Source organism: Streptomyces sp. NPDC006923, from assembly GCF_040635655.1.
In the GTDB taxonomy this organism is placed as follows: domain Bacteria; phylum Actinomycetota; class Actinomycetes; order Streptomycetales; family Streptomycetaceae; genus Streptomyces.
Genome location: NZ_JBEYIF010000004.1, coordinates 372,842 through 391,579, shown reverse-complemented (window position 1 = coordinate 391,579; position 18,738 = coordinate 372,842). Strand labels below are relative to the sequence as shown.

Annotated in this window: 15 protein-coding genes; 6 read left to right on the top strand and 9 right to left on the bottom strand. The window is 73.9% G+C overall.

Annotation, left to right across the window (positions count from 1 at the left end; translation table 11 throughout):
* Positions 1–1,806 (top strand): pectate lyase, encoded by a 1,806-nt coding sequence (locus ABZ707_RS10140; RefSeq protein WP_360170790.1) that lies wholly within the window; start codon positions 1–3, stop codon positions 1,804–1,806.
* Positions 1,807–1,827: 21 nt separating this feature from the next.
* On the opposite strand, the gene ABZ707_RS10135 is transcribed toward ABZ707_RS10140, so the two are convergent.
* Positions 1,828–4,386 carry a helicase C-terminal domain-containing protein gene (locus ABZ707_RS10135; RefSeq protein ID WP_360170787.1) on the bottom strand — a complete coding sequence of 853 codons (2,559 nt, stop codon included), beginning with the start codon at positions 4,384–4,386 and terminating at the stop codon, positions 1,828–1,830.
* Between the two features lie 226 nt (positions 4,387–4,612).
* On the opposite strand from ABZ707_RS10135, the gene ABZ707_RS10130 reads away from it, so the two are divergent.
* A complete protein-coding gene (locus ABZ707_RS10130) occupies positions 4,613–5,716 on the top strand; it encodes a hypothetical protein (protein WP_360170784.1) in 1,104 nt (367 codons plus the stop codon).
* Positions 5,717–5,740: 24 nt separating this feature from the next.
* Here the strand turns inward: ABZ707_RS10130 and ABZ707_RS10125 are convergent, their stop codons facing one another.
* The 3 genes from ABZ707_RS10125 to ABZ707_RS10115 are packed head-to-tail and all read right to left on the bottom strand — an operon-like array spanning position 5,741 to position 8,699.
* Positions 5,741–6,571 carry an ABC transporter ATP-binding protein gene (locus ABZ707_RS10125; RefSeq protein ID WP_360170781.1) on the bottom strand — a complete coding sequence of 277 codons (831 nt, stop codon included), beginning with the start codon at positions 6,569–6,571 and terminating at the stop codon, positions 5,741–5,743.
* Entirely contained in the window at positions 6,568–7,668 is a 1,101-nt protein-coding gene (locus ABZ707_RS10120) for an iron ABC transporter permease (RefSeq protein ID WP_360170778.1), read from the bottom strand. The genes ABZ707_RS10125 and ABZ707_RS10120 overlap by 4 nt, the downstream gene beginning before the upstream one ends.
* Complete coding sequence (locus ABZ707_RS10115) at positions 7,665–8,699, bottom strand: iron ABC transporter permease (protein ID WP_360170775.1); 1,035 nt, start codon at positions 8,697–8,699, stop codon at positions 7,665–7,667. The genes ABZ707_RS10120 and ABZ707_RS10115 overlap by 4 nt, the downstream gene beginning before the upstream one ends.
* Before the next feature lie 132 nt (positions 8,700–8,831).
* Here ABZ707_RS10115 and ABZ707_RS10110 point away from each other — a divergent pair, with 132 nt between their 5' ends.
* Entirely contained in the window at positions 8,832–9,482 is a 651-nt protein-coding gene (locus tag ABZ707_RS10110) for an HAD family hydrolase (RefSeq protein WP_360170772.1), read from the top strand.
* Between the two features lie 15 nt (positions 9,483–9,497).
* On the opposite strand, the gene ABZ707_RS10105 is transcribed toward ABZ707_RS10110, so the two are convergent.
* Positions 9,498–9,767 carry a hypothetical protein gene (locus tag ABZ707_RS10105; protein ID WP_360170769.1) on the bottom strand — a complete coding sequence of 90 codons (270 nt, stop codon included), beginning with the start codon at positions 9,765–9,767 and terminating at the stop codon, positions 9,498–9,500.
* 176 nt (positions 9,768–9,943) lie between these two features.
* Here ABZ707_RS10105 and ABZ707_RS10100 point away from each other — a divergent pair, with 176 nt between their 5' ends.
* Complete coding sequence (locus tag ABZ707_RS10100) at positions 9,944–10,327, top strand: cold-shock protein (RefSeq protein ID WP_360170766.1); 384 nt, start codon at positions 9,944–9,946, stop codon at positions 10,325–10,327.
* Positions 10,328–10,399: 72 nt separating this feature from the next.
* Here ABZ707_RS10100 and ABZ707_RS10095 read toward each other — a convergent pair whose 3' ends face one another.
* The 4 genes from ABZ707_RS10095 to ABZ707_RS10080 all read right to left on the bottom strand — a co-directional run bounded on the left by ABZ707_RS10095 (position 10,400) and on the right by ABZ707_RS10080 (position 13,964).
* The gene (locus tag ABZ707_RS10095; RefSeq protein ID WP_360170763.1) at positions 10,400–11,248 is read right to left on the bottom strand and encodes a 1,4-dihydroxy-6-naphthoate synthase; all 849 of its coding nucleotides are present in this window, start codon (positions 11,246–11,248) and stop codon (positions 10,400–10,402) included.
* Positions 11,245–11,997, bottom strand: coding sequence for a futalosine hydrolase (locus ABZ707_RS10090; protein WP_360170760.1), 753 nt, complete (start codon positions 11,995–11,997; stop codon positions 11,245–11,247). The genes ABZ707_RS10095 and ABZ707_RS10090 overlap by 4 nt, the downstream gene beginning before the upstream one ends.
* 81 nt (positions 11,998–12,078) lie before the next feature.
* Positions 12,079–12,558 (bottom strand): DUF2771 domain-containing protein, encoded by a 480-nt coding sequence (locus tag ABZ707_RS10085; RefSeq protein ID WP_360170757.1) that lies wholly within the window; start codon positions 12,556–12,558, stop codon positions 12,079–12,081.
* Between the two features lie 56 nt (positions 12,559–12,614).
* The gene (locus ABZ707_RS10080; protein WP_360170754.1) at positions 12,615–13,964 is read right to left on the bottom strand and encodes an MFS transporter; all 1,350 of its coding nucleotides are present in this window, start codon (positions 13,962–13,964) and stop codon (positions 12,615–12,617) included.
* 475 nt (positions 13,965–14,439) lie between these two features.
* On the opposite strand from ABZ707_RS10080, the gene ABZ707_RS10075 reads away from it, so the two are divergent.
* Positions 14,440–15,369 (top strand): DUF3027 domain-containing protein, encoded by a 930-nt coding sequence (locus tag ABZ707_RS10075; RefSeq protein ID WP_360170751.1) that lies wholly within the window; start codon positions 14,440–14,442, stop codon positions 15,367–15,369.
* A 121-nt stretch (positions 15,370–15,490) separates the two neighbouring features.
* Positions 15,491–18,625: a molecular chaperone Hsp90 gene (locus ABZ707_RS10070; protein WP_360170748.1), complete on the top strand. Its 3,135-nt coding sequence runs from the start codon at positions 15,491–15,493 to the stop codon at positions 18,623–18,625.
* Positions 18,626–18,738 lie beyond the last annotated feature (113 nt).

The window sequence follows — 18,738 nt, the reverse complement described above, 5'->3', positions numbered from 1 at the left end:
ATGAAGAAGCCCTTGAGCCGCCGCACGTTCAACCAACTCGCCGTCACCCCCCTGCTCGCGGCCCCCGCCGTGCTCCGGCCCGGGACGGCCGGGGCCGCGTCCGTGTCCGCCGCGCCGGAACCGCCGCACCGCGCCGAGGCCGTCCGCGCCATGACCCGCGCCGCCGCCTTCATGGACGGGACCGTCTCGTACCGCGGCGGCTATGTCTGGAACTACCTCCCCGACTTCTCGGTCACCTGGGGAGAGATGGAAGCCAAGCGCACCATGTGCTGGGTCCAGCCGCCCGGCACCCCGTCCGTCGGCCACAGCATGCTGGACGCCTATCACGCCACCGGCGAGGAGGTCTGCTACCGGGCCGCCGAACGCACCGGCCTGGCCCTGGTCGAGGCCCAACTCCCCGTCGGCGGCTGGAACTACATCCATGACTTCGCCGGCGAGGACTCGCTGCGCGACTGGTACGAGACGATCGGCGCCAACGGCTGGCGGCTGGAGGAGTTCCAGCACTACTACGGCAACGCCACCTTCGACGACGCGGGCACCTCGGCCGCCGCCCAGCTCATCCTGCGGCTCTACGCGGAGCGCCGCGACCCGCGCTTCAAGCGGTCGCTGGACCGGGCCATCGGCTTCGTCCTCGCCTCGCAGTTCCGCGGCGGCGTCGCGGACGGCGGCTGGCCGCAGCGCTTCCCCGCCTACGCGGGCGCCGTCAGCCGGATGCCCTGGCCGGAGAAGCGGCCCGACTGGCTGCCACGCGGCGTCCGGCACGGCATGGAGGACGGCGAATACACCCAGCAGGTCACCTTCAACGACGACGTACTCGGCGAGAACATCAAGTTCCTGCTGATGTGCGTGTCGACGCTGGACCGCCGCGATCTGATCGAGCCGGTGCGGCGTGCCATGGCATGTCTGGCCCGGATGCAGCAGCCGGCACCGCAGGCCGGCTGGGGGCTCCAGCACCTCTCCCGCGCCAAGGGCGGCCGGCCCGCCGGAGCACCCGCCGGGGCACGCTCGTACGAGCCGCGGGCACTCGCCACGCACACCACCCAGACCAATGTCCAGCAGCTCTTCCACTACTTCCGGCTCACCGGCGACCGCGCCTTCCTCCGCCGGGTGCCCGAGGCCCTCACCTGGCTGGAGAGCTGCCGGCTGACGAGTGATCAGATCGCGGAGAACCCGCTGCTGGCCGGCCGCACCCACCCGACCTTCGTCGAACTGGGCACCAACCGGGCCCGGTTCGTGCACCGCTTCGGATCCAACATCCGCAACGGCGCCTACTACCACGACCACGACCACAGGAACACGCTGAGCCACTACTCCGGCGGACGCTCCGTCGACCTGGCCGGCCTGCGGAGCACCTACGAGGAACTGGCCGCCCTGACACCGGCCCAGACGGCCGCGCTGCGCGCCCGGTCACCGCTCTCGCACGGCCGGCCGATCCCGCTGCCGCGCTACTTCTCGGTCCGTGACCTCCAACTGTCCGACCTGCTGCGGGACGCGCCGCTGCCGCTGCCGGCCGTGACGGACGCCGAGGCGTCGGCGCTGGTGGACGGCCTCGGTACGAAGGACTACTGGCTGACCCCGATCGACGCGGTCACCAACCCGTACCTCGGGCCCGGGTCGAGGGAGCCGTACAACGGCAGGGCGTACATGAGCAAGAACGTCGGCGACGTGCGCGACACCTCGCCGTACAACCCGCAGGATCCGCCGCTGGAGCCGCCCTACCGTCCCACGGACAACCCGCTGGGCATCAGTTCCGCCGCGTATGTGGCGAACATGGCCAAGCTCGTCGGATACGTCGCCGGGCCCTGAGCCGGCCGGGACACGGGCGGCTCACGCCGGGTCGTCGGCCAGCTCCGCCACGCCGGTGATGCGGTGCAGCGGATACGTCCTGACCTCGTCGGCGGTGTGGTCGTACGCCGTGACATAACCGCCCTCCACCCGCACCGGGGCGATGACGCGCTGGCTGGCCGCGCCGTCCGCGTTCACATAGCCGATCCACACCGACGAGCCCGTCATGGCGGCGGCCTGGACGGTGGCCAGGGTCTCGGCGGAGGTCGTGCGGGGCAGGTCGCTGTTGGCGGACGCGGAGGCGGCCGGGGCCGCGGACCTGGCCCCGGCCGGCGACGCGGGCTTCGACGGCTCGGGTACCGGCTTGCGGACGACCGTCGCGGCCAGGTCCCCGGCCCGGATCGCCCGCACCGCCGCGCCGAGCAGGGTCGCGTCGGGCACCGGCGGTCCGTCGGGGACGGGGACCGGCGCGGCGCGGGGCGGGGTGCGATGGGCGAGGGCGCGGGTGATCAGCACATCGCCCTCGGCGGACTCGGCGGCCGGGGCGAACCCCATCGCGCGCAGCCCTTCGAGCAGCGCAGCCGGGTCGGCGTGCGCGGCCAGCACGGTCGGGGCGAGGCGGCGCAGCCGCATGCCCTGGGACCGCTTGTCGGCGACGATCTCGTCGAGCACGGCCTCGTCGTCGCAGCGCACATACGCGGAGGCGCTGCCGACCCTGAGATGGCCGTGCTTACGGGCCACGTCGTCGATGAGATAGGCGAGCGGCTGCGGGACGGGTGTCCGGCTGTGGGCCCTGAGGAACTCGTGCAGATCGGTCGCGGACCGGCCGGCGTCGAGCGCGCGGCGCACGGACGCCGGGGTGAACCGGTAGACGGTCGCCCCGCCCTTCGACTCGACGTCCGCCGCGACGGAGAGCAGTTCGGCGAGCGGCCGGAGCAGCGGGCCCGGCGCGACGGCGGTCAGATCGGCCTGGAGGAGGACATGGTCGAGCGGCTCGGGCAGCAGCGGCGCGAGGGCGCGGGCGGCACGCAGCCCGGCGCTGGAGAGCCCGGAACCGGGGGCCGTGGTGCGCGCACCGTCGCCCTGCGCGCCGGGGAGCGGGGTCAGCAGCGCGCGGGCGTGCGAGGAGAGCGCGCCACGGCCGGTCAGCCCCAGCATCTCCGCCTCGTTCAGCGTCCAGCCCGCGAGCCGCGAACGCAGGTCGTCGGGGCGGCCGGCCGCCGAGGCGCCGCGCAGCGGACGCTCCCAGCGCAGCCGGGCCAGCAGCGACTCGGGATCGGGCGCCATGCCCTCGGGGAGGGTGGCGAGGAGTTCGAGCACGCGCCGCCGCACCTCGGGCGCCGCGCCGCGGTCCAGCTCCGGGCCGAGCGCCGCGAGCGTGCGGCCCTTGGTGTCCTGGCTGCCGACCAGGCCCGCCGTACGGGTGGCCGTCAGCCACGCGGTGGCGAGGCGGGCCCACCGCTCCGGAGCGGGCAGCTCCTGCCAGTCGTCGTAGGCGGGCGTCGGCGCGTACCGCTCGTCGGGCTCGCCGTCACCGGCCAGCAGCCCCGCCGCGTAGGCCAGTTCGACCCAGAAGGCGGCCACGGGCTCGGTGACGTCCAGCGCGGTGGCGGTCCGCTTGAGATCGCGGACGGAGAGACCGCCGGCCCGCAGGACACTCGGGCCGCCTTCGTTCCAGTCCTTGGCCAGCTCCTCGATGGTGGCGATCGCGGTGTACGCCTGTCCGGCCGCCGTGCTGTCCACGATCCCCGGGCGGCTTCCGGCGGTCGCGTCGGTGGCGCGGGGCGCGACATCGGGCGCCACGGGCTCCGGCGTACGGTGCGCGCGCCCGGCGCGCAGATGCAGCGCGGCCTCGCGCGGCAGCACGACCGTGCGGGTGGTCGCCGGCAGCAGCAGTCCCCGGTCGCGCAGCCAGCGCACGGGCGGTGTGGGGCTGGAGGTGACCTCACCGTACGGCGGCCCCCAGACCAGCCGGTCCAGGATCGACAGCGCCTCCATGGGCGCGGTGTCCAGCAGGGCCGCCATGCGTGTCCGGTCGGTGAAGAGCGCGGTGAGCGAGGCGACGGCGGAGACCGGATCGTGGGTGGACGGCAGCCAGGCCGCCGCCAGGATCTCCTGGAGCCGGCCCGGCGACATGCCCGCCGTGGCCTCGGCGACGGTCGGCCCGAGGCCGGTCGGCGAGGGATGGGTGGGCGAGGGCGCGAGCAGCTCACGGGCCGTACGGACCAGCCGCAGCCGGTCGTCACCGCCCCAGATCAGCGCCCGGTCGCGCAGGGTCCGTACCGCGGCGGGCAGGGCCGCCTCGATCCGCGCGTCGCCCTCGTCGCCGGTCAGCAGCGCGCTCAGGGTGGCGTACGGCGCGGGCTCCGGCGCGACGGCCAGCGCCTCGGCGGTCTGGAGCGTGAACCGGTCGAGCCGCTCCAGCGCCCGTACGACGGAGGCCCGGGTGCCGGCCCGGGTCGCGAGCTGGGAGAGATCGCCGGGGACGGGGTTGAGCAGATCGGGGCGGGCATGCAGCAGGGCGGCGAGAGAGTCGTCGCCCTGGGCGCGCAGTGCCTCCGCGAGCGTGCGCGGTGGCGTACCGCCGGTTCCTTCTGGCACGTGCGCCTCCTGCTCAGGCTTCGCGGGTCCCCAACGTTCCACGTTAGCCCCTGAGGGGCGGTCTGCTCGCGCCCCCGGGCCCCGAGTGGCGGTGTCCGCCTTCTTCGTACTGGAGTGTCCCGCTTCTTCGTACTGGACGTAGGGGGATCACTCCGACACCATCGCGTGCGGGTACGCGCCATGACGGCGGGCGCGGTTCGGGTGTGTGCGGTGTGCGGAGGACTGTGTGGGGATCGAGAGCGACCAGCTCGTCTATGACTATCTGAGCAGGGTCGGGGACGTGGCCCAGCGCCAGCAGCTCCCGTCCGGGGACCGGATGCGGCTGGTGTCGTCGCTGCGGAACGAGATCGACCGGCAGCGCGCCAAGTTCGGCAGCGACAGCCCGGCGGCGATCCGCCGCATCCTGGGCCGGCTGGGCTCGCCGGACTCGGTGGTACGGGCGGCCTCGACGGGCGGCACGGCCGCGTGGGCGGAGCCGCCGCCGGAGCCGTCCCGGGGGCCGGAGGTGCCGGCCGCGCCGGAGCCGCTCGGGCCCGAGCGGCCGGAGCCCGGACCGGCCGTGCCCGAGCAGCGGTCCGGGCTGGTCAAGGGGCCGCTGATCCCGGAGCAGGCGACGGGGTCGCAGCAGCGTCCTTCAGCGTTCGAAGGGCCGTCGGGCCCGGCCGGACCGGACGCCCTGGCCGGGCCGGACACGGCGGCCGGTCCCGGCCTGGACTGGTGGAGCGTCCAGCCGGGACCGCTGGGCGGGGCGCCGGGCCGGAACGGCAGATCCACCGGGGTGCCGGGCTTTGTCGGCGGAGTGGAGATCCCCGAGATACTGAAGCCGCCGCCGCAGGAGGAGGACGAGGACGAGGACGATCCGAAGAACCCGGAGAACCCGGAGAAACGAGACGGCATCGCGGTGAAGCCCGGGGCCGTCGAGGCCGCCGTGGCGCCGGCCGGCGGCTTCCGGTGGCTCCCCCGGCTGCCCCGGCGCGGCGAGCGCGAGCGGACCGGCGGGCTCTCCCACCAGTTCCTGCTGCTGGCCGCGCTGCTGCTGGTGGTGGGCGCGGTGCTCGGCTCCTGGCTGGCGCTCGGCGGCGGCTGGCTCCTGGCGTACGCCTCCAGGACGCTCTCCCGGGCCGAGGCGAAATGGGCGGTCTTCGGCCTCCCGGGCGTGTCGGCGGCGGGCGGCCTGGTCTGGCTGTGGGGCCGGCTGGACGGCCGCTGGGGCCAGGCGATCCCGGAGGACGGCATGGCCGAGGCGCTGTCGGGACTCTGGCCGGTGGTGGTGCGCACGGCGGCGGTGACGTCCGCGCTGTACCTGGTGTGGCGGGCGCGGAGGAGATAGCGCCGGTCCTGTCGGCCCGCCGCCTCAGCCGGCCGTACGCTCCTCCTGCCGCGCGCCCGTTCCGGTCCCCGGCCGGTAGGGCGCGCCCGGGACCACCAGCGGCGATCCCGTCACCGGGTCCGGGACGACGACCGACTCCAGGCCGAAGACCTCACGTACCAGCTCGGCCGTGACGACGTCCCCGGGCGGGCCCTCCGCGACGATCCGGCCGGCCTTCATCGCGACCAGGTGGTCCGCGTAGCGCGCCGCCTGGTTGAGGTCGTGCAGCACGATCACGACCGTGCGGCCCTGGTCGTGGTTGAGGCGGCGGACCAGGTCGAGCACCTCCACCTGGTGCGCGATGTCCAGGAAGGTCGTCGGTTCGTCGAGCAGCAGGAGGTCCGTCTCCTGGGCCAGTGCCATCGCGATCCAGACGCGCTGCCGCTGGCCGCCCGACAGTTCGTCCACCGACCGGTCGGCGAGCGCCGTCACATCCGTGCGCTCCATCGCCTCCGTGACCGCGCGTTCGTCCTCGTCCGACCACTGCTGCCACCAGTGCTGGTGCGGCTGACGGCCGCGCGAGACCAGATCCGCGACCGTGATGGCCTCCGGTGCGACCGGCGACTGAGGGAGCAGCCCGATCGACCGGGCGATCCGCTTCGTCGGGATCTTCGCCAGCTCCGTGCCGTCCAGCAGCACCGACCCGCCACGCGGCTTCAGCAGCCTGCCCAGCGCGCGCAGCGTCGTCGACTTGCCACAGGCGTTCGGGCCGACGATCACGGTCACCCGGCCATCGGGCACGGCCAGATCCAGCTCGCGCACGACCGTTCGGTCCTCGTACGCGAGCGTGAGCTCCCGGGCGGTGAGCCTGCTCATGCTGTGCCTCCTGCTCCGGCGCTACCGCCGCGGACGCTGTGGTGCTTCACGAGAAGCCAGATCAGATACGGCGCGCCGACCGCCGCCGTCAGCACACCGACCGGCAACTCGGTCGGCGCCAGCACCTTGCGGGCCAGCAGATCGGCGAGTACGACGATCACCGCGCCCAGCAGCGCGGAACACAGCAGCGGGATCTGCGCGGTACGGGTCAGCCGCCGGGCGATCTGCGGCGCCAGCAGCGCCACGAAGTCCACCGGCCCCGCCGCGCCCGTCGCGACCGACGCCAGCACCACACCGAGCAGCACGAGCCCGAGCCGGACCCGGCCGAGCCGCACCCCCAGCGCCGTCGCCGTGTCGTCGTCCATCGACACCGTGCGCTGGGCGTACGCCGCCCACATCACCGCGGGCAGCAGCACCAGCAGCACCCAGCCGAGCGGCGCCGCCTCGTCCCAGCCGCGGCCGTTGAGCGAACCGGTCATCCAGACCGTGGCCTGCTGGGCGACCAGATAGTCGCCCTTGGTCAGAAAGAGCGTGGTGAGGGACCGCAGCGCGATCGCGAAGCCGATGCCGATCAGGACGAACCGGGTGGCGTGCAGCCCGCCGCGCCAGGCGAACACATAGACCAGCGCCGCCGCCAGGAGGCCGCCGGCGACGGACAGATACGGCAGCACGGAGAAGGAGGTGACGCCGAAGGTCATCGCGCCGACGGTGAGCGCGCTCGCGCCCTGGCTGACGCCGATGATGTCAGGGCTGGCGAGCGGATTGCGCGCGACCGTCTGGATCAGCGCGCCCGCCACACCGAAGGCGAGACCGACAAGGAGCCCGGTCACCATGCGCGGCAACCGGAGCGTGCCGACGACCAGTTCGTCCGGCGACTCCCGTCCGAAGACCACCTTCACCACCTCGGAGGGCGGTACGAAGCTCTCGCCGACGCTCAGATACGCGACGCAGACGGCGCCCAGCAGCACCGCGAGCCCGACCGCCGCGAGGGCCGCCCGGCGATGGAGGAGAAACGATCCGCGTCCGGCCCGCACCCGGGTGTAGCCCGCCGGCCGGACACCGCCGGCGCGGCGCGGGGCCTCCGTGGCCGTCGTCATGCCGGCACCGCCTTCCGGCGTACGAGAGCGACCAGGAACGGCACCCCGAGCAGCGCCGTCATCACCCCGGCCGGGACTTCGCCCGGCGGGAAGAGGATCCGGCCGACGACATCGGACACCAGCAGCATCACCGGCCCGATCAGCGCGGCCATCGGCAGCAGCCAGCGGTGGTCCGTGCCGACGATCGCGCGCGCGATGTGCGGAACGGCGAGGCCGACAAAGGCGATCGGGCCGGCCGCCGCGACACCCACGCCGGTGAGCACGGTCGCGCCGAGGCCACCGAGGACCCGGACCGCCGCCACATTCTGGCCGAGGCCCTTCGCCATGTCGTCGCCGAGCGCCAGGGCATCGAGCCCGCGCGCCACGGAGATCACCAGCACGGTGCCGGTCAGCAGGAACGGCCAGATCTGACCGGCCACTTCGGCGTCCCGGCCGGCGATCGAACCGACCTGCCAGAAGCGGAACTCGTCCAGCGTGGCGGCGCTGGTCGTCAGCACGCCACTGGTCACCGACACCAGCAGCGCGTTGACGGCGGCGCCGCCGAGCGCGAGCTTGACCGGCGTGGCGCCACCCCGTCCGCTGGAGGCGATGGCGTACACCACCACCGACGCGACGGCCGCGCCCGCGAAGGCGAACCACACATAGCCCGAGAGCGTGTGCACCCCGGCGAACGCGATGGCCAGCACCACGCCCACGCTGGAGCCCTGGCTGATGCCGAGGATGCCCGGGTCGGCGATCGGATTGCGGGTGATGCCCTGGAGGACGGTGCCGGCCAGCGCCAGCGCGGCCCCGACCATCAGACCGTTCAGCGTGCGCGGCACGCGCAGTTGGCGTATGACCTGGGCGTCGTCGCTGTGCCCGCCGTGCAGCAGGGCGTCGACGACCGCCGACGGCGCGACGGCTCGTGCGCCGACCGCGAGACTCAGCAGGACGGCGAACAGCACCGCCAGTACGGCCCCCGCCGTCCAGCCGATACGGCGGGCGACCAGGACATCTCTGGTGCGGCGGGTCGTCGGGGCGACGGCGGACATCGGAACCAATCGGGAGGTGCGGCAGGAGGCGCGAGCGGGCAGCGGAAACGGATACAGCGGGTCCAGGGGTGGTTAGGCTTGGCTAAGTCTAGCCACCTGGTTTGCGCCACCGACCTGGGCACAATGGCTCCCATGGCCTCTCTGACGACTCGGCACGCGCCCACGGTCGGCTTCGACCTCGATATGACCCTGATCGACTCACGACCCGGTATCCGCGCCGCCTACCTGGCCCTTTCCGCCGAGACCGGGGTCCCGATCGACGCCGATCTGGCCGTCACACGGCTCGGCCCGCCGCTCGAACTGGAGCTGGCGCACTGGTTTCCCGAGCACCGGATCGCGGAGGTGGGTGACCGCTACAGGGAGATCTATCCCACATTCGCCATCGCCCCGACCCCCGCGCTGCCGGGTGCCAGGGAGGCCGTCGCGGCCGTACAGGAGCTGGGCGGCCGGGCGATCGTCGTCACCGCCAAGCACGAGCCGAACGCCAGACTCCACCTGAGCCACCTCGGCATCGAGCCCGACGCCGTCGTCGGCTGGCTGTGGGCGGAGGCCAAGGCGCGGGCGCTGCGCGAGCACGGCGCGACCGTCTATGTCGGCGACCACACCGGCGATGTGCGCGGGGCGCGCACGGCGGGGGCGCTCTCCGTGGCCGTGCCGACGGGGCCGTGCGACGAGGAGGAACTGCGCGTGGCCGGGGCGGATGTGATCCTGGCGGACCTGACGGCGTTTCCGGCCTGGCTGGAGGGGTACGTCGCGGGCGAGCCGGAGGCCCGCACGGCCTGACGGCCCCGGAGTCTCTCAGGCGGCCGGTGTGGCGGCCGACTTGGCCTGCCTGCGCTGCGCGGCGATCGAGCGCAGCACGCCGGCGGCGGCGATCACGAAGCCCACGCCCATCAGCATGCAGATGGCGTAGGCGATCGACGGGAACGGGTCCGTGCCGAGGAACAACGGGGCCACGGTGGCGAGAGTGGCCACGGCGCCGACGATGAACACGATCGCGCCGAAACGGACCAGCCGGTCGCCGGGTCCGGCCTCGTCCGCCGCGCGGGATGAAGGAGTAGCAGTCACCCCACCAGGGTAGTTCCCTGCGGACAGCAGCGGACAGGAACCATCCGGCGACGTCTTGTCACCAGCCGCTGGACCATTAGCCTGGGGAGTGGCGGGTCGGTTGACCCGCTGTAGTGCTCTCCAGAGCCCTTTTCGCGCGCGCCAGCGCCCCAACGAGTACGAGGACGAGGACAGACGTGCCTACCGGCAAGGTCAAGTGGTTCAACAGCGAGAAGGGCTTCGGCTTTCTCTCCCGTGACGACGGCGGCGACGTCTTCGTCCACTCGTCGGTCCTCCCTGCCGGAGTCGACGCACTCAAGCCCGGCCAGCGCGTGGAGTTCGGTGTCGTCGCAGGCCAGCGCGGCGATCAGGCGCTGTCGGTGACGGTCCTCGACCCGACTCCCTCCATCGCGGCGGCCCAGCGCCGCAAGCCCGACGAACTGGCCTCCATCGTCCAGGATCTGACGACCCTGCTGGAGAACATCACGCCCATGCTGGAGCGCGGCCGGTATCCGGACAAGGTCCATGGCGCGAAGATCGCGGGCCTGCTCCGCGCGGTCGCGGACCAGCTCGACGTCTGAGCCCGGCGTCCGGGCCCGGCGTCCGAGCGGCGTCGGGCGCCGAGTCCCGGCCACGCGCGCGGATCGCGCGGATCAGACGAAACGCAGCGCGTCGGGGCCGAGGGGCGGTACGAGTCCCTCGGCCGCGGCGCGGGTGAGCAGCCCGCGGACCGCCGCGTAACCGTCGTCGCCCAGGTCCGCGGTGAACTCATTGACGTACAGACCGATGTGCTGGTCGGCGACCGACGGGTCCATCTCCTGGGAGTGTTCCAGGACGTACGGGCGTGAGATCGCCGGGTCGTCCCAGGCCATCCGGACCGACTCGCGGGCCGCGTCGGCCAGCCGCCGGAGGGTTTCCGCGCCCAGCGAGCGCTTCGCGATGATCGCGCCCAGCGGGATCGGCAGGCCCGTGGTGGCCTCCCAGTGCTCGCCCATGTCGGCGAGGGAGTGCAGCCCGTAGTCCTGATAGGTGAAGCGCGCCTCGTGGATGACCAGACCGGCGTCCACCTTGCCGTCGCGCACCGCCGGCATGATCTCGTGGAACGGCAGGACGACCACCTCGCCCACCCCACCGGGCACCACCTCGGCGGCCCACAGCCGGAAGAGCAGATAGGCCGTGGACCGCTCGCTCGGTACGGCCACGGTCCTGCCGGTCAGGTCGACGCCCGGCTCCCTGGTGAGGACGAGCGGGCCGCAGCCCCGGCCGAGCGCCCCGCCGCACGGGAGCAGCGCGTACTCGTCGAGCACCCACGGCAGCACGGCGTACGACACCTTGAGCACGTCGAACTCACCGCGCTCCGCCATACCGTTCGTGATGTCGATGTCCGCGAACGTGACATCGAGCGCGGGCGCGCCCGGCACCCGGCCATGGGCCCACGCCTCGAAGACAAAGGTGTCGTTCGGGCACGGCGAGTAGGCGATCCGCAGATTCGGCAGGGTCATGACGGCTCCTCGAAGACCGGGGTGAGCAGCGTGAACGCGGACCGCAGCGCGTCCAGCGCCTCGCCGATCCGCCAGTCGGCACGGTTGCGGGGACCGACGGCGTTGGAGATCGCGCGGATCTCCGCGCACGGCACGGAGTGGACGGCGGCGGCCTCCGCCACCCCGAAGCCCTCCATCGCCTCGGCGGCGGCGCGCGGGTGACGCGCGGTCAGCCGGGCCGCACCGGCCGCGGTCCCGGTCACGGTGGAGACGGTGAGCACGGGCGCGAGGACCGCGCCGGCCGCCGGACCCGTGTTCAGGATCGTGGTCATACGGCCCGTCAGTTCGGCCGGTGGACGGTGCACGCTGGTGCCGAAGCCCAGCGTCTCGATCGGCACATAACCGTCGGGAGTCTCGGCGCCCAGCTCCGCGGCGACGATCGCGTCCGCGACGACCAGCGAGCCCAGAGGCGCGTGCGGCAGGAAGCCGCCACCGACACCGGCCGAGATCACCAGATCGTACGGAGGGTCGTACGGGGAGGACGCCAGGGCGGTCGCCGTGGCGACCGCCGCCGCGGTCGGGCCGATCCCGCCCGCCAGCACGTCCACCACGGGTATCTGCACGGACGAAGGACGGGGCGCGTACTGCGCGTGGCCCCGGATCTCGTAACCGCCCGTCAGCTCCCGGGCGCCGAGGCTCGTCAGACGCGCCAGTCCCGCGACGACGGAGTCGGCCTCCGCCACCACCGCCGTCACCACAAGCACACGCAACGCGGAGCCTCCCAGAGGTGCCCGGCCGCCCGGATCAGCGGGTCACCGGGCCGGGGCAGGAAGTCGGGTCAGGAAGTCGGGTCAGGAACTCTTCTTGAACTCGAAGTGCCAGATGCCGGTCAGCTTCTTGCCGCTGGTCTCCACGATGCTGACCTGCGTGTCGCTCGTGGTCTCGCCGGTCTGGCTGGTGAAGAAGGCGTTGCCGGGGATGGTGCGGTACGTCTTCTTGTACGGCTCCTGCTCGGCCTGCTGGCCGTTGATGAAGAGCGTCCAGCCGTTGTCCGCGATCTCCGGGTCGACGCCGAAACGGACCTTGTCGTCCATCCCGATCTCGATGGTCTTGTCCGCCTTCTTGTTCAGGCAGGGCTGGATGTCGGTCTCGGGGATCGCCTTGCCGTCGTCGTAGCAGGACGCCTCGGTGTTGATCGAGTCGCCGCCGACCGTCACGGTCGCGAGCGGCGTCGGCTTGTCACAGGCGGCCAGGACGAGGAGTCCCGCGGAGACAGCGCCGAGGGCGACACCGGCCCGGCGGGCCCTACCAGAGAAGAACGCAACGGTCATGGGCCGAAGGCTATCGGTCGCCCGGTCCCGCGCTGCGCGGGGGTACGGCGAGCCGCTCACGCCACGCGCGGGTGCGGCGAGCCGCGCCGGGCCGTGGTCAGCAGCCCCCGCGCGGCGGCGAGCGCTCCGACCGCGACGATCCCGGCGGCGACGGCCATGCCCAGCACTCCGTTGAGCGGCAGCGCGATACCGATCGCACCGCCCACCACCCAGGCCATCTGGAGCAGCGTCTCGGAGCGCGCGAAGGCGGAGGTGCGCACCTGTTCCGGGACGTCCCGCTGGATCACCGCGTCCAGGGACAGCTTCGACAGCGCCTGGGAGAGACCGGCGACCGCGCACACCACGGCCATCAGCGCGCCGCCGAAGAACAGCGCCGCGAGGACCGCCGCGGACAGCGCGATGCCCAGCATCGTCGCGATGATCAGCTCGGGACCGCGCGCCTTGAGCCAGGCCCCGACGGCGGTGCCCAGCGCGTTGCCCGCGCCGGCCGCGACCCCCACGACCCCGAGCGAGAAGGCCGCGCTGTGCCCGGAGAGCGGATGTTCGCGCAGCAGGAACGCCAGGAAGAAGATCAGGAATCCGGAGAGCGCGCGGTGGGCCGCGTTGGCCTGAAGGCCGTGCAGGACGGACGGGCCGACCGTACGCAGACCGGGCCGCTTCTCCTGGCGGGTGACCAGACGCGCCTTGCGCTCGCCCTTCGCCGAGTCGACCTTGGGCGGCAGTGTGAACGCCAGGAAGGTACCCGCGAGGAAGATCACGCAGGCGCCGTAGAGCGGCCACGGCGACCCCACCATCTGGAGCCCCGCGCCGATCGGCGCGGCCACCCCGGTGGCCAGCAGCCCGGCGAGCGTGACCCGGGAGTTGGCACGCACCAGCGAGAAGCGCGGCGGCAGCAGCCGGGGCACGACCGCGCTGCGGACCACTCCGTACGCCTTCGAGGCGACCAGCACACCGAGCGCCGCCGGATAGAGCTCCAGACCGCCGGTGGCCACCAGGGCCGACATGGTGATGGCGAGCACGGCCCGGGTGAACATGGCGCCCGCCATGGCGGCGCGGCGGCCGTGCGGGACACGGTCGAGGAGCGGACCGATCACCGGGGCGAGCAGCGCGAACGGGGCCATGGTGATGGCGAGGTAGAGCGCGACGCGGCCACGGGCCTCGTCGGTCGGTACGGAGAAGAACACGGTTGAGGCCAGCGCGACGGTGATCATCACATCGCCCGCGCCGTTCACCGCGTGCAGCTCGATCAGCTTGCCGAGCCCGGACTCACCCGCGCCGTGCGCGTGCGTGGCCTTGCGGATGCCCTTCGCGGTCCGGGCGAACGGATAGCGCAGGACACGACCGATTGCCCGCGCCGTCCTGCGGAGCGGGCCGGCTGCGTCGTCGGACGACCTTGCGGCTGCCACTCCGTCATAGTGCCCCAAGGGCCCCTGGTGCGAACCGATCTCACGCGTGACGGGGCCGTGACGGCGCCATGACGGGCGAGCCGGAACGTGTCACCGGCGGGCCGGGAGGTGTTCACCGGGGTCGGGAACAGGTCACCCGCGAGCGGTGCGCGCGGCTCCCCGGCCCCGGCCGGAATCCGCCTCGGACCGTGCCGCACAGGGTCACGGCCGTGTTGCGGTGTGGCCCGAAGTACGGGAAAGGCGGCGTGCAGGTGGGCGGGGGGCGGCGGAGAGGGTAGCGTGCGTAGCGCGCCACCGGCGGTTGTTCTCGGCCGCGCGCCTCTTTGTCATCCCGCAGAATGGATGACGGTAGGTGTGCCCGAGGAGAAGTCGGGCGTGGACGTCGATGCGGCCCTCAGGTCCGCTCCGCCCTCGGCCCGCACATCGCGACTCGGCCGGCGCACCCGTGAGACGGCGTAGGAGAGAAGCGAGACCTGTGAGTGCTGCGACGACGCGAAGCCGAATCCCTGACCGTCTGTGCGCCGAGGCGGTAGACCTCGCCAGGTCGGCCGCCGAGGAGGTGGCCGCGCCCGGGGTTGTCGGGGAGCATGTCTCGGCGGTGGCGGACGGGGACCGCGTCGTCACGCACTTCTTCGAATGCAAGGAGCCCGGCTACCGGGGCTGGCGCTGGGCCGTGACCGTCGCGCGGGCGTCCCGCGCGAAGACGGTCAGCCTGGACGAGACGGTCCTGCTGCCGGGGCCGGACGCCCTGCTGGCGCCCGAATGGGTGCCCTGGAGCGAGCGGCTCCGGCCCGGCGACATGGGCCCCGGCGACCTGCTGCCCACCGAGGCCGAGGATCTGCGCCTGGAGCCCGGCTACACGGGCGACGACGTACCCCCGCCGAATTCCGTGGTGTCGGACGCGGTCACCCCGCAGAACCTCGTGGACCTCGTGGAGGCCGAGGACGCGGAGCCGGCGGAGGACGACGAGCCGGCGACCATCGAACGCGGCACGATCGCCTCGGTCGCCGAGGAACTCGGCATGCGCCGGGCCCGGGTGCTGTCGCGGTACGGGCTGCATGTGGCGGCCGACCGCTGGGACGAGGCGTTCGGCGCGAAGACGCCCATGGCCCAGGCGGCACCGGCGCCCTGCGTCTCCTGTGGCTTTCTGCTGCCGCTGGCGGGCTCCCTGCGGCAGGCGTTCGGCGTCTGCGCGAACGAGTTCTCCCCGGCGGACGGCAGGGTCGTCTCGCTGGCGTACGGCTGCGGCGGCCACTCGGAGGCGGCCGTGATGCCGACGCCCTCCCGTCCTTCGCCACCGGTCCTGGACTCGATGGCCACGGACGCGTTCCCGCTGCGCCCGTCCCGCGACAGCGGCTCGGTCCCGGCGGAGGACGAGGAATCGGAAGATCTCGGCCACTCCTGACGGCCGCCTCCGGCGGGGTACGTCCCGTACGACCCCCCGCACCCCCCACCGGACGCCCACCCCCGCGCGGTACCTTCGGCCGCACAGGTAAAGCGGCAGGCGGACAGAGCGGAGTCACAGCGTGAGCGTCACGGAGACCGAGGGGGCCGACCCGTTCGGAACGGCGCGCCTGCGACGCGGGGTGCTTGACGCGTGGGGCGCCGGGCCCGCGCGGTTCCGGGAGGACGCCAACGCCGAGGAGGATCTCGCGCTCGGCGGCTACCGCGACCGGCTCGTGGTGGAGCTGGCCCAGAACGCCGCCGACGCCGCCGCCCGCGCCGGGGTGCCCGGCCGGCTCCGGCTGACGCTGCGGCCCGGGACCGCCGAGGGCCCCGCCGTCCTGGCCGCCGCCAATACCGGTGCCCCGCTGGACGCGACCGGCGTCGAGTCGCTCAGCACCCTGCGCGCCTCCGCCAAGCGGGAGGGCCACGAGACCGCCGTAGGACGCTTCGGCGTCGGGTTCGCCGCGGTGCTCGCCGTCAGCGACGAGCCCGCCGTCATCGGGCGGCACGGCGGCGTCCGCTGGTCCCTGGCGGAGGCCCGCGAGCTGGCCAGGGAGGCCGCCCAGGCGAGCCCCGGGCTCGGCGACGAGCTGCGGCGCCGTGAGGGGCACGTACCGCTGCTGCGGCTGCCGCTGCCCGCCGAGGGCACGCCGCCCGAGGGGTACGACACCGTTGTCATGCTGCCGCTGCGCGACGGCACCGCGGCCGATCTTGCCGAGCGGCTGCTCGCCGGGATCGACGACGCGCTGCTGCTGACGCTCGCCGGGCTCGTCGAGATCGTGATCGAAACCCCTGACGGGGAGCGGGTGTTGCGGCGGTCCGAGGACGGGCCGTACGTCCAGGTCGACGACAGCGACGACAGCGACGACAGCACAGACGGCGGCGGGGGCCACCGCTGGCGGGTGGTCAGCCACCACGGCGCCACCGCGCCCGAGCTGCTCGAAGGGCGTCCCGTCGAGGAGCGGCTGCGTCCGCACTGGTCCGTCACCTGGGCCGTGCCCGTGGACGGCGAAGGCGCTCCGGTCCGTCCGCGTACCGCGCCCGTCGTGCACGCGCCGACCCCCACCGACGAGCCCCTCGGCGTGCCCGCGCTGCTGATCGCCTCGCTGCCGCTCGACACCACCCGCCGCCATCCCGCGCCGGGGCCGCTCACCGACTTCCTCGTCGGGAAGGCCGCGGACGCGTACGCCGAGCTGCTCGGCGGCTGGCAGCCCGTCTCCACCGGCACCATCGACCTGGTGCCGGGACCGCTCGGCAAGGGCGAGCTGGACGGACGGCTGCGGGCCGCGATCCTGGAGCGGCTGCCCCGGGTCGCCTTCCTCGCTCCGGCGGCGCCCAGCGAGGAGCTGACCGTGCTGCGGCCCTTCGAGGCGGAGGTCGTGGAGGGCGCGGGCGCCGACACCGTGCGTGTGCTGGCCGAGGTGCTGCCGACGCTGCTGCCCGCGGGGTTCGAGCGCCGCCCCGAGCTGCGCACCCTGGGCGTCGGCCGGCTGCCGCTGGGCGAGGCCATCGAGCGGATCGCGGGTGCGGAGCGGCCACCGGCCTGGTGGCGGCGGCTGTACGAGTCGCTCGCCGGCGTCGACCCGGACCGGCTGTCCGGGCTGCCGGTGCCGCTGGCCAACGGCCGTACGACGATCGGGCCGCGCCAGGTCCTGCTGCCCCTGCCGGACACCGGGACACCCGCGGAGCTGGCCCGGCTCGGCCTGAAGGTCGCGCACCCCGAGGCCACCCACCCGCTGCTGGAGAAGCTGGGCGCGCTGCCCGCCACCCCGCGTGCCGTGCTGACGACCCCGCAGGTGCGCGCGGCGGTCGCCGCCTCGCTGGACGCGGGCGAGGTCTGGGACGAGGACGCCGCCGGACCGGACGCCGAGGAACTGGCCGAGACCGTCCTTGGTCTTGTCCGGGACGCCGGACTGGAGGCGGGCGACGAACCATGGCTGGCGGCGCTCGCCCTGACCGACGAGGACGGCGAGCTGGCGCCCGCCGGTGAACTCGTCCTGCCGGGAAGCCCGTTCGCCTCCGTCATGCGCGAGGACGAACTGGCGCTCTGCGACGCCGATCTGGCCGCGCGCTGGGGCGAGCAGCCGCTGGCGGCGTGCGGGGTGCTGGCGAATTTCGCGCTGGTGCGTGCCACCGATGTCGTGCTGGATCCGGATGAACTGGAGCCCCGCGACAGCGACTTCCCGGAGCCCGACGACGCCGGTCTGCTCGACGCGGTCGACGTCTGGTGCGAGGACGTCCTCGACCGGCTGCCGGAGACCCCGGTGCCGCCGGTCGCCACGGAGATCGTGGCCGTACGGGACCTGGATCTGGTGGACGACGACGCGTGGCCCCGGGCGCTGGCCCTGCTGGCCCGGCCGCCGCTGCGGGACGCGCTGACCCAGCCCGTGCGGATCCTGCTGCCGGACGGGACGACGGAGGCCGTGCGTTCGTACACCGCCTGGTGGCTGCGGGACCATCCGGTGCTCGACGGGCGCCGGCCGGCCGGGCTGCGGGCCGAGGGCGGCGACCCGCTGCTGGCGGGGGTGTACGACTCCGTGGACGCGACCGGCTTCGACGATGCGCAGGTGCTGCGGGCGCTCGGCGTACGGACGTCGGTCGCCGCGCTCCTCGACGAGCCGGGCGGCGCGGCGGAGCTGCTCGGACGGCTCGCCGATCCGTCGCGGCCGGTGCGCGCGGGGCAACTGCACGCGCTCTACACGGCGCTCGCCGATCTCGATCCGGAGCAGGTGACCCTGCCGGACGAGCTGCGCGCGGTCGTCGACGGTGAGGTCCGGGTCGTGGACGCGGCGGAAGCGGTGATCGCGGACGCGCCCGATCTGCTGCCGCTGGCCGGCGGGCTGGCGCTGCTGCCGGTGTCGCCGGCGCGCGCGGCGGAGCTGTCGGAGCTGCTCCAGGTGCGCGGGCTGAGTGAGACGGTGGCCGCGGAGGTGACCACGGCCGGCGAGGAGCACACCGTGCCGGAGCCGGTCCGGGTCCTGCTGGGCGCGGGCACGCCCGAGGTGTATGTCGAGCACGAGGAGCTGCTTGCGGGCGGTGTGGAGCTGGACTGGCGCCGGACCCCGGACGGTGTGGTGCACGCGGCGACGCTGGAGGGCGTCGCGGCGGGCCTGGCCTGGGCGGCGGGCCAGTGGCCGCGGCGCTTCGAGGTGGCGGCGCTGCTGGAGGATCCGTCCCGGACGGAGGAGCTGGCCCGGGACCGCTGGTTCGACTGAGCATCCCCTCCGGCTGAGCACCCCCGGCTGAGCACCCCCGACTGGGCCCCGTCTTCGGCCGGGCCCCGTGTCTTCGGCCGGGCTCCGTCGAGGACCGGCCCGGCACCTCCGCG

Bases quoted from the DNA above. Each gene is read 5' to 3' on its own strand.
- ABZ707_RS10085 (WP_360170757.1), bottom strand. From the start codon at position 12,558: ATGACCGTTGCGTTCTTCTCTGGTAGGGCCCGCCGGGCCGGTGTCGCC.
- ABZ707_RS10110 (WP_360170772.1), top strand. From the start codon at position 8,832: ATGGCCTCTCTGACGACTCGGCACGCGCCCACGGTCGGCTTCGACCTC.
- ABZ707_RS10140 (WP_360170790.1), top strand. From the start codon at position 1: ATGAAGAAGCCCTTGAGCCGCCGCACGTTCAACCAACTCGCCGTCACC.
- ABZ707_RS10115 (WP_360170775.1), bottom strand. From the start codon at position 8,699: ATGTCCGCCGTCGCCCCGACGACCCGCCGCACCAGAGATGTCCTGGTC.
- ABZ707_RS10120 (WP_360170778.1), bottom strand. From the start codon at position 7,668: ATGACGACGGCCACGGAGGCCCCGCGCCGCGCCGGCGGTGTCCGGCCG.
- ABZ707_RS10095 (WP_360170763.1), bottom strand. From the start codon at position 11,248: ATGACCCTGCCGAATCTGCGGATCGCCTACTCGCCGTGCCCGAACGAC.
- ABZ707_RS10125 (WP_360170781.1), bottom strand. From the start codon at position 6,571: ATGAGCAGGCTCACCGCCCGGGAGCTCACGCTCGCGTACGAGGACCGA.